This window comes from Streptomyces cahuitamycinicus (genome assembly GCF_002891435.1).
GTDB lineage: Bacteria > Actinomycetota > Actinomycetes > Streptomycetales > Streptomycetaceae > Streptomyces > Streptomyces cahuitamycinicus.
Genome location: NZ_POUC01000375.1, coordinates 1 through 7,888 on the forward strand (window position 1 = coordinate 1; position 7,888 = coordinate 7,888).

Below are 7,888 nucleotides of genomic sequence, written 5' to 3' on the forward strand. Positions count from 1 at the left end.
AAGCGGGCCCAGGCCAGTTGGTGCTCGCTGCCCGGACCTGCCGCGTACAGCTCGCGGCGGGCGCCCTCGGCGAGCAGCCGGGCGGCCGTCTCGCGCCGGGCGGACGCCGTGTAGTGGGTGACCGCCGCTGCCGTGAGCGCGCTGCCGGCCGTCACCGCCGAGGCGGCGGCCTCGACGTGGCGCCCCGATCCGGGCAGCCGCCGCTTCACACTCGCGGTGATGCCCGACACGCAGTACCTCTTCGACGGCCCCAGCATCGACAAGACGCCGGTCGAGGCCTCGCTGCGGTATCTGCTGGAGCACGGCCGGGACGAGAACATCGTCTTCCTGTCCCACCTCGGCGACCTCACGCAGAACGGCGCGAAGGAGGAGTTCGCCGCGATCGGCGAGGCGTTCCGGCTGCTGGACCGGCGGGGCGTCGGCTACAGCGTCCTGGCCGGCAACCACGACGTGAAGTCGTCGACGACCGACCAGCGCGGCGCGACACCGTACCTGGACGTCTTCGGGCCGCAGCGGTTCGCGGGGCACACGACGTTCGGCGGGGCCTCGGCCGACGGGTACAACTCCTTCCACCTGTTCACCGCGGGCGGCCGGGAGTGGCTGGTCCTGGCGCTGGACTGGCGGCTGTCACCGCAGGGCCACACCTGGGCGAAGGACGTCCTGGCGAAGCATCCGAAGACGCCGGTGATCCTCACGACGCACGAACTGGTCGTGGAGGACGACACGTTGTCGGACTACGGGCAGCAGCTGTGGGACCGGCTGATCGAGGACCACGACCAGATCTTCCTGGCGCTCGGCGGGCACTACTGGCCCGCCGGCCGCGTGACGCGGAAGAACGCGGCCGGCCACGACGTCCATCTGCATCTGACGAACTATCAGAACCGCTACTTCGGCGGCGCGGCCATGATCCGTCTGTACCGGTTCGACCTGGACCGCGGGGTCATCGACGTGGAGACGCTCTCGCCGTGGATCCTCGGCCGGGCCGCGAAGGGCCTCAACGAGCTGGAGCGGCAGGAGATGGAACTGAGCGGCGACGCCGACCGGTTCTCCGTCGGGATCGACTTCGAGCAGCGCTTCGCCGGATTCGCGCCCGTGCCCGCCCGTGCGGCCCGGCCCGCCGCGAAGCTGCTCGTCCCGGACACGATGGCGTACTGGCGCTTCGACAAGCCCGTGGACGGCACGGCGGGCACGGTCCGCGACCTGTCCGGGCGGGGCAACGACCTCTCCATCGTCTCGGTCGGCGGCGGCGCGCTGGGCTGGTCGGCCGATCACCACCCCGACCAGCCGGGCCACGGCAGCCTGGAGTTCCAGGGCTTCAAGTCCCCGCTGAAGGGCGCCTACCTGCGCACGGTCGACGGCACCCCGCTGGGCCGGGCCACGTTCGAGGACGGTTACACGATCGAGGCGTTCTACCGGCTGCCCGCCGACTGGGACCCGGCCCACAACGCCTGGTCGGGTCTGGTCTCCCGCACGGGCACGGGCGGCGCCGCCGGGAAGACCGCCGACGACCCGGACGAGCCGCTGGCCACGCTGTCGCTGTCCAACGACCGGGAACCGCAGTGGGCGATGCGCCCGCTCAACCAGCAGGGCATCGCCACCAACTGGGGCCAGGAGACGCCGCTGGAGACCTGGTGGCACCTCGCGGTCGTCAACGACGGCAAGCACACCACGCTGTACGTCGAGGGCTGCCCGGTCCTCCGCAACCCCCAGGCCACCTCCGTCGGCATCACCTCGGTCGGACTGCCGTGGCTGCTCGGCGGTTACGAGTACGGCGGCAAGATCGACCAGATCTTCCACGGCCGGCTCGGCGACGTCCGGATCGTCGCACGGGCGCTGCCCGTCACCTCTTTCATGAACCACTGATCTTTCATGAACCACTGACCTCACAACGCGCGAGGATTCGTCATGGCCGAGCAGCAACTGCCCGCCTGGGCCGACCCGTCCGTCTCCCCCGCCGCCCTCGATCCGCAGGGCGTGTCCCGTCGGGCTCCTGCGCCGCGCGGCCCTGTTCGGCGGCCCCGGACTCACGGGTCGTCCGGACGCAGGACGTCTCGGGTCGCACGGGCACCTACACCCTGCGCATCCCGCTGACCGCCGGCGAGGAGTCCTTCTACGTCCGGCTGCGCGGCAGCAACGGCAGCGATGGCAACCGGAACGGCACCGGATACCTCGGCGCCTCGGTCGATCCGCGCGGGCCGGTCCCGCACGCGCCCGGGGACGGCGACCCGTGGGCGGACACGTGTGCAAGAACCCCGACTGCGGCTGGACGGCGAACGCCGACTGGAACGCGGCTCGCAACATCTTGCACCTGTACCGGATCGGCCACGTCATCGTGGAGGTCCCGGCCGCCGGAAGGCGCGGTCGCAGGGCGGCAAAAGCCGTCAAACCTGTCACCGCAAGGTATGACGGGAATCCCCTTCCTGAGCTTGCGAAGGGAGGGGAGAGCTTCGATCGAACCCGGTGTTCGTCGACGTCGAGGGGGCCTGATCCCCGGTACCAGCAGGTCAAGGACTGATGGGGCGGAGGTACGGTGGGCCGCGTGACCGGTGAAGAGTCGCTGCGCCCCCAGGCCCTGATGCTGACGTTCCTGGGCGACCAGGTGCTCGGCCGTGACGTGTGCGTGTACTCCGGCAGCGTCATCGACGTGTTCGCCCGCGCCGGCATCGGCGAGCAGGCCACCCGCTCCACGCTGACCCGCATGGCGGGCCGTGACCTGCTGCGTCGCCAGCGCGAGGGCCGCCGCATGTACTTCGGGCTGACCGAGCGCTCGGAGGCCGTGCTGCGCGACGGCGCGCAGCGGATCTGGCAGGCGGGTGCCGTCAACCGGCGGTGGGACGGCACCTGGACGCTGCTCGGCTTCTCCCTGCCGGAGTCCTGGCAGCGCCAGCGCCACGATCTGCGCTCCCGGCTGACCTGGAGCGGCTTCGGCCCGCTCTTCAACGGTCTGTGGATCGCCCCGGGCGAGGTCGACGTGTCGGCCCTGGTGGCCGACCTCGGACTGTCCGCACACGTCAAGGTCTTCCGGGCGCACGCGGACACCGGCATGGACATCGGCCGGATGATCGAGGAGACCTGGGAGCTGTCCGAACTGGCCGGCCGCTACGAGGGGTTCGCGGGGCGCTGGCAGCACTGGGAGGACGACCTGCCGGACGCCGGCGACGCCCTTGTGCTGCGCCTGCGCCTCCAGACGGAGTGGCTGCAGATCGTCCGCCGCGACCCTCGGCTGCCGGTCGAGCACCTGCCGGGCGACTGGCCGGCCGAACAGGCCGAGAAGACGTTCCGGACCGTGCACGAACGGCTCTCACCGCTCGCCGAGGAGGCCTCGGAACGTCTTCTGGACCTGGTGCCGGCCCGCCGGCCCGGATGATCTGCGCCTGATGGACCCGGTCAGGCTCAGGCGTAGAACCGCGACAGGCTCTGCAGCACGGCGGCCGGCTTGGTGGCGCCCTCGATCTCGATGGCACCCTCGACGGTGATCTGCACGCCGCCCGGCACCTCCTCGACCTCGCTGAGCTTCGCCGTCAGGCGGATGCGGGAGCCGGCCTTGACCGGCGAGGGAAAACGCACCTTGTTGAGGCCGTAGTTGACCTTGGTCGTCACGCCCTGTACGTCCAGCAGCTCGGTGAACAGGGGGATGAAGAGGGAGAGAGTGAGGTAGCCGTGCGCGATGGGGGCGCCGAAGGGGCCGTCCTTGGCGCGCTCGGGGTCCACGTGGATCCACTGGTGGTCGCCCGTGGCGTCGGCGAAGGTGTTGATGCGCTCCTGCGTCACCTCGATCCACTCGCTGGTGCCGAGGTCGCTGCCGGCGAGCTTCTTGAGTTCGTCGAGGCCGTTGACGGTGAGGCTCATGCGGATCCTTACTGGTTGCCGTAGCGCGTACGCACACGGGACTTGAGGAGTTTTCCGGAGGCGGTGCGCGGGAGTTCGTCCGCGAGGACCACCGACTTCGGGATCTTGTACTTGGCGAGGCGGCCCGCGAGGGACGCGAGCACCTCGTCGGGGTCGAGGGCGGCGCCCTCACGGGGCACGACGACCGCGCGCGGCACCTCGCCCCACTTGTCGTCCGGCACCCCGATCACCGCGCACTCGGCGATGTCCGGGTGGGCGAGGAGCTGGTCCTCGATCTCGGCGGGGTAGATGTTCTCGCCACCGGAGATGATCATGTCCTTGATGCGGTCGACGATGTGGACGTAGCCGTCCTCGTCGATCTGGGCGGCGTCGCCGCTGCGGAACCAGCCGTCCGCGAAGGACGCGGCCGTCTCCTCGGGCAGCCCCCAGTAGCCGGGCATGACGTGCGGGCCGCGCACCACGATCTCGCCCACCTCGCCGATGCCGGCCGGCGCGAGGTCGGGCCGGACGACGCGGACGTCGCTGAAGAAGTGCGGCACGCCCGCCGATCCCGCCTTGCTGACGGCGTGCTCGGCGTCCAGGAACAGCGTGCCGGGGGCGGCCTCGGTCATGCCGTAGCCCTGGAGGAAGGTCAGACCGCGTTTTTGGTAGGCGGCGATCAGCGGTGTGGGGACCGGGGAGCCGCCGCAGGTGAGGATGCGCAGCGAGGAGAGGTCCGCGCCGGGCCAGCGCGGGTGGCGGGCCATCTGGTCGAACATCGTGGGCACGCCGAACATGAAGGTGATCCGGTGGCGTTCGATGAGGTCGAAGGTGGCGTCCGGGTCGAAGGCGTCGACCAGGACGCAGGTGCCGCCCTTCAGCAGCACCGGCAGGGTCAGCATGTTCAGGCCCGCCGTGTGGAACAGCGGGGCGGAGACCAGGGCGCGTTCGTCGGCGATCAGGTCGGTGTCGACGAGGACGTTGACCGCGTTCCAGGTGAGGTTGCCGTGGGTGAGCATGGCGCCCTTGGGGCGGCCGGTCGTGCCCGAGGTGTACATGATGATGCAGGTGTCGTCGGCGCCGACCGGCTCGTCGACCGGCTCCTCGGACGCCTCGGCGACGACCGCCTCGTACTCGCCGCCGACCTCCAGGTAGACGCGTACGTCCGTGCTGCCGGGAAGGCCCGCGACCAGACCGGCGTGGGACGGGCCGTAGACGAGGGCGCGGGCGCCGGAGTCGGCGAGTTGGTAGGCGATCTCGGGTCCGGCGAGGCGGATGTTGAGGGGGACGAAGACCGCACCGAGCGTGCCGGCCGCGAACAGGGTCTCCAGGTAGGAGGGGTGGTTCGGGCCGAGGTAGGCGATGCGGTCACCGCGGCGCACGCCCCGGGCGCGCAGGGCGTGCGCCAGGCGGGTGGTGCGGGTGTGGAGCGTGCCGTAGTCGGTGGCGTCCTCGCCGTGGATCAGGGCGGTGCGGTGCGGGGTCTTGCGGGCCCGGCGTGCGGGCCATGACCCCAGTCCCTCGTTGCGCATGTCACGCCCCTTACGGTTTCGTCAGCCCGAGCAGGCGGGCCGCGTTCTCCTTGAGGATCTTCGGCCGGACCTCGTCCTTGATCGTCAGCTTGCCGAAGTCGGCGAGCCAGCGGTCGGGGGTGAGGACGGGGAAGTCGGAGCCGAAGAGGACCTTGTCCTTGAGCAGGGTGTTCGCGTACTGCACGAGCTGGGGCGGGAAGTACTTCGGCGACCAGCCGGACAGGTCGATGTGCACGCCCGGCTTGTGCGTGGCGACGGCCAGGGCCTCGTCCTGCCAGGGGAAGGACGGGTGCGCGAGGATGATCTTCAGGTGCGGGAAGTCGGCCGCCACGTCGTCGACGTGGAGCGGGTTGGAGTACTTCAGCCTGATCCCGCCCCCGCCGGGGACGCCGGCGCCGATGCCCGTCTGGCCGGTGTGGAACAGGGCGATCGTGCCCGTCTCTTCGATCACCTCGTACAGGTCGTAGGCCACCGAGCGGTCGTTGGGGAAGAAACCCTGGATGCTGGGGTGGAACTTGAAGCCCTTCACCCCGTACTCCTCGACCAGCCGCCGGGCCTGCTTCACCCCCGCCTTCCCGCGGAAGGGGTCGATGGAGGCGAAGGGGATGAGGACGTCGGCGTTGGCGGCGGCCGCCTCGGCGACCTCCTCGTTCGGTACCGGCGGGGTGCCGGTGGCGGATTCGGCGTCCACCGTGAAGATCACGGCGGCCATGTTCCGCTCGCGGTAGTAGGCGGCCGTCTCCTCCAGGGTCGGCTTCCGCTTGCCCTCGACCTTGAAGTAGGCCGAGGAGGCGTCGTGCAGGTCGTCGTCCAGGGAGGAGTGGCCCTTGGAGGAGACCTCGGCGTGGGTGTGGACGTCGATCGCGACCAGTGACTCCAGGTCCATCACGCGGTCCATCACGCCTCCGGGAACTTCGGCGCCGGGATGCCGACCGACTGGAGCTCGGCACCGACCGAGGTGGGCCAGGCGTCGGCGAGGGTGGCGGGGGTCCAGCCGCCGTCGGCGTAGGCCACCCTGATCTCCTGCGGATGCGACCAGAGTGCCACCTTGTCGCCGCCGATGCCGACGCACTGGCCGGTGACGCCCCGGGCGGCCTCGGAGGCGAGGAACGGGACCAGGGCCGCGCAGTCCTCGGGGGTGCCGAAGCCCTCGCCCTTGCGCAGGAAGTCCGGCAGTGGCTCACCGTTCTTCATGGCCTCGACGTACGGGGCGAAGGCCGGGATGGTCTCGGTCATCGCGGTGGCGGCGACCGGCACGATGGCGTTGACCGTGATGCCCGCGCGGCCCAGCTCCATCGACCAGGTGCGGGCCATCGCCGCGATGCCGGCCTTGGCGGCGGCGTAGTTCGTCTGGCCGAAGTTCCCGCGCTGGCCGGCCGGGGAGCCGACCAGGATCAGCGAGCCGCCCTCGCCCTGCTCGCGCATCTTGACGGCGGCGGCGCGGGCGCAGGTGAAGGTGCCCTTGAGGTGGGTGGTGAGCACCGCGTCGAAGTCCTCGTCGGTCATCTTCCACAGGACCTTGTCGCGCAGGATGCCCGCGTTGGTGACGAGGACGTCCAGCCGGCCGAACTCCTCGACCGCGCGGTTCACCAGCCGCTCGGCGGCCTCGGCGGTGCCGACCGGGACGACCTCGGCGACGGCCCTGCCGCCCGCTTCCACGATGGACTTCACGGCCGCCTCGGCCACCGCCTCGTCGACGTCGTTGACGACCACGGACGCGCCGTGGGCGGCCAGGGCGTGGGCATAGGCGAGGCCGAGGCCCCGGCCGCTGCCGGTGACGACGGCGGCCTTGCCGGAGAGATCGATGCTGGGCACGGGCGGGTCCCTTCACGAGCTGATGCGGGTGGTACGGCTGCGAGATCGAAGCTAAGAGCAATAATTGTTGTCGTCAATAGTTGTTGGAGACCTGTGGGTGCGAGATGCTGGAATCACCGGCAAGCAGCACCGAGCACAGGGAGCCCGCCATCACACGCCAGAACGTCACCGCGAAGCCCATCGACGCGCACGAGCCGTGGATGCGCGGACTGCACGCCGACACGGGCTACCTGCTGTACCGGCTGGGCCTGCGCTCGGGGCAGCTCTTCAACTCCTGCCTCCAGGAGTCGGGCCTGCGCCTGCGCCACTACGCCGTGCTGCGCTACCTCGCCACCACGGACGGCACCCCGCAGCGCGAGCTGAGCGCGCGCCTCGGCTACGACCCGAGCGCGATCGTCGGCCTGGTCGACGACCTGGAGAAGCTGGGCTTCGCCGAGCGCCGCCCCTCCCCCGACGACCGCCGCAGCCGGATCGTCGTCCTGACCGAGAGCGGCAGCGACTTCCTCCGCGACACCGATGAGGCCGGCCTGCGGGTGACCGGCGAACTGCTGGGCCCCCTGGACCCGGCCGAGCGGGAGACCCTGCACGCACTGCTGCTGCGCATCGCCGAGGACGGCCTGAACTAATGTTGTGCAAGTGATTGACGGCTGCACGATGGATGCATAACTTCACGGACCAACCGCGCCCCGTCCCCAGGGAGCCCACCGTGCAGC

General features: G+C 70.7%; 8 protein-coding genes and 1 pseudogene. 4 read left to right on the forward strand and 5 right to left on the reverse strand.

Features of this window, described 5'->3' with window-relative positions:
- The coding region (locus C1J00_RS45600; RefSeq protein ID WP_180989789.1) for a hypothetical protein at nt 1–230 on the reverse strand (230 nt) is incomplete at its 3' end.
- Here C1J00_RS45600 and C1J00_RS33585 point away from each other — a divergent pair.
- The 3 genes and pseudogenes from C1J00_RS33585 to C1J00_RS33600 all read left to right on the forward strand — a co-directional run bounded on the left by C1J00_RS33585 (nt 220) and on the right by C1J00_RS33600 (nt 3,367).
- Nucleotides 220–1,863: a LamG-like jellyroll fold domain-containing protein gene (locus C1J00_RS33585; RefSeq protein WP_245936604.1), complete on the forward strand. Its 1,644-nt coding sequence runs from the start codon at nt 220–222 to the stop codon at nt 1,861–1,863. The two genes, C1J00_RS45600 and C1J00_RS33585, sit on opposite strands and share 11 nt — an antisense overlap.
- Nucleotides 1,864–1,889: 26 nt before the next feature.
- A pseudogene (locus C1J00_RS48395) lies at nt 1,890–2,240 on the forward strand (histidinol-phosphatase); the annotation flags it as partial.
- Nucleotides 2,241–2,539: 299 nt separating this feature from the next.
- Nucleotides 2,540–3,367, forward strand: a complete 828-nt coding sequence (locus C1J00_RS33600; protein WP_102912750.1) for a PaaX family transcriptional regulator — start codon at nt 2,540–2,542, stop codon at nt 3,365–3,367.
- A 26-nt stretch (nt 3,368–3,393) separates the two neighbouring features.
- On the opposite strand, the gene C1J00_RS33605 is transcribed toward C1J00_RS33600, so the two are convergent.
- From C1J00_RS33605 to C1J00_RS33620, 4 genes are read right to left on the reverse strand one after another with little or no spacing between them, the layout of a single operon-like run.
- On the reverse strand, nt 3,394–3,849 hold the full coding sequence (locus tag C1J00_RS33605) for a MaoC family dehydratase (protein WP_102912747.1): 456 nt from the start codon (nt 3,847–3,849) through the stop codon (nt 3,394–3,396).
- Between the two features lie 8 nt (nt 3,850–3,857).
- On the reverse strand, nt 3,858–5,360 hold the full coding sequence (locus tag C1J00_RS33610) for an acyl-CoA synthetase (RefSeq protein WP_102912748.1): 1,503 nt from the start codon (nt 5,358–5,360) through the stop codon (nt 3,858–3,860).
- 10 nt (nt 5,361–5,370) lie between these two features.
- Nucleotides 5,371–6,246, reverse strand: coding sequence for an amidohydrolase family protein (locus C1J00_RS33615; RefSeq protein ID WP_102912751.1), 876 nt, complete (start codon nt 6,244–6,246; stop codon nt 5,371–5,373).
- Nucleotides 6,247–6,257: 11 nt separating this feature from the next.
- Entirely contained in the window at nt 6,258–7,175 is a 918-nt protein-coding gene (locus C1J00_RS33620; protein WP_102912749.1) for an SDR family NAD(P)-dependent oxidoreductase, read from the reverse strand.
- Between the two features lie 104 nt (nt 7,176–7,279).
- Here C1J00_RS33620 and C1J00_RS33625 point away from each other — a divergent pair, with 104 nt between their 5' ends.
- A complete protein-coding gene (locus C1J00_RS33625) occupies nt 7,280–7,801 on the forward strand; it encodes a MarR family winged helix-turn-helix transcriptional regulator (RefSeq protein ID WP_180989787.1) in 522 nt (173 codons plus the stop codon).
- Nucleotides 7,802–7,888 lie beyond the last annotated feature (87 nt).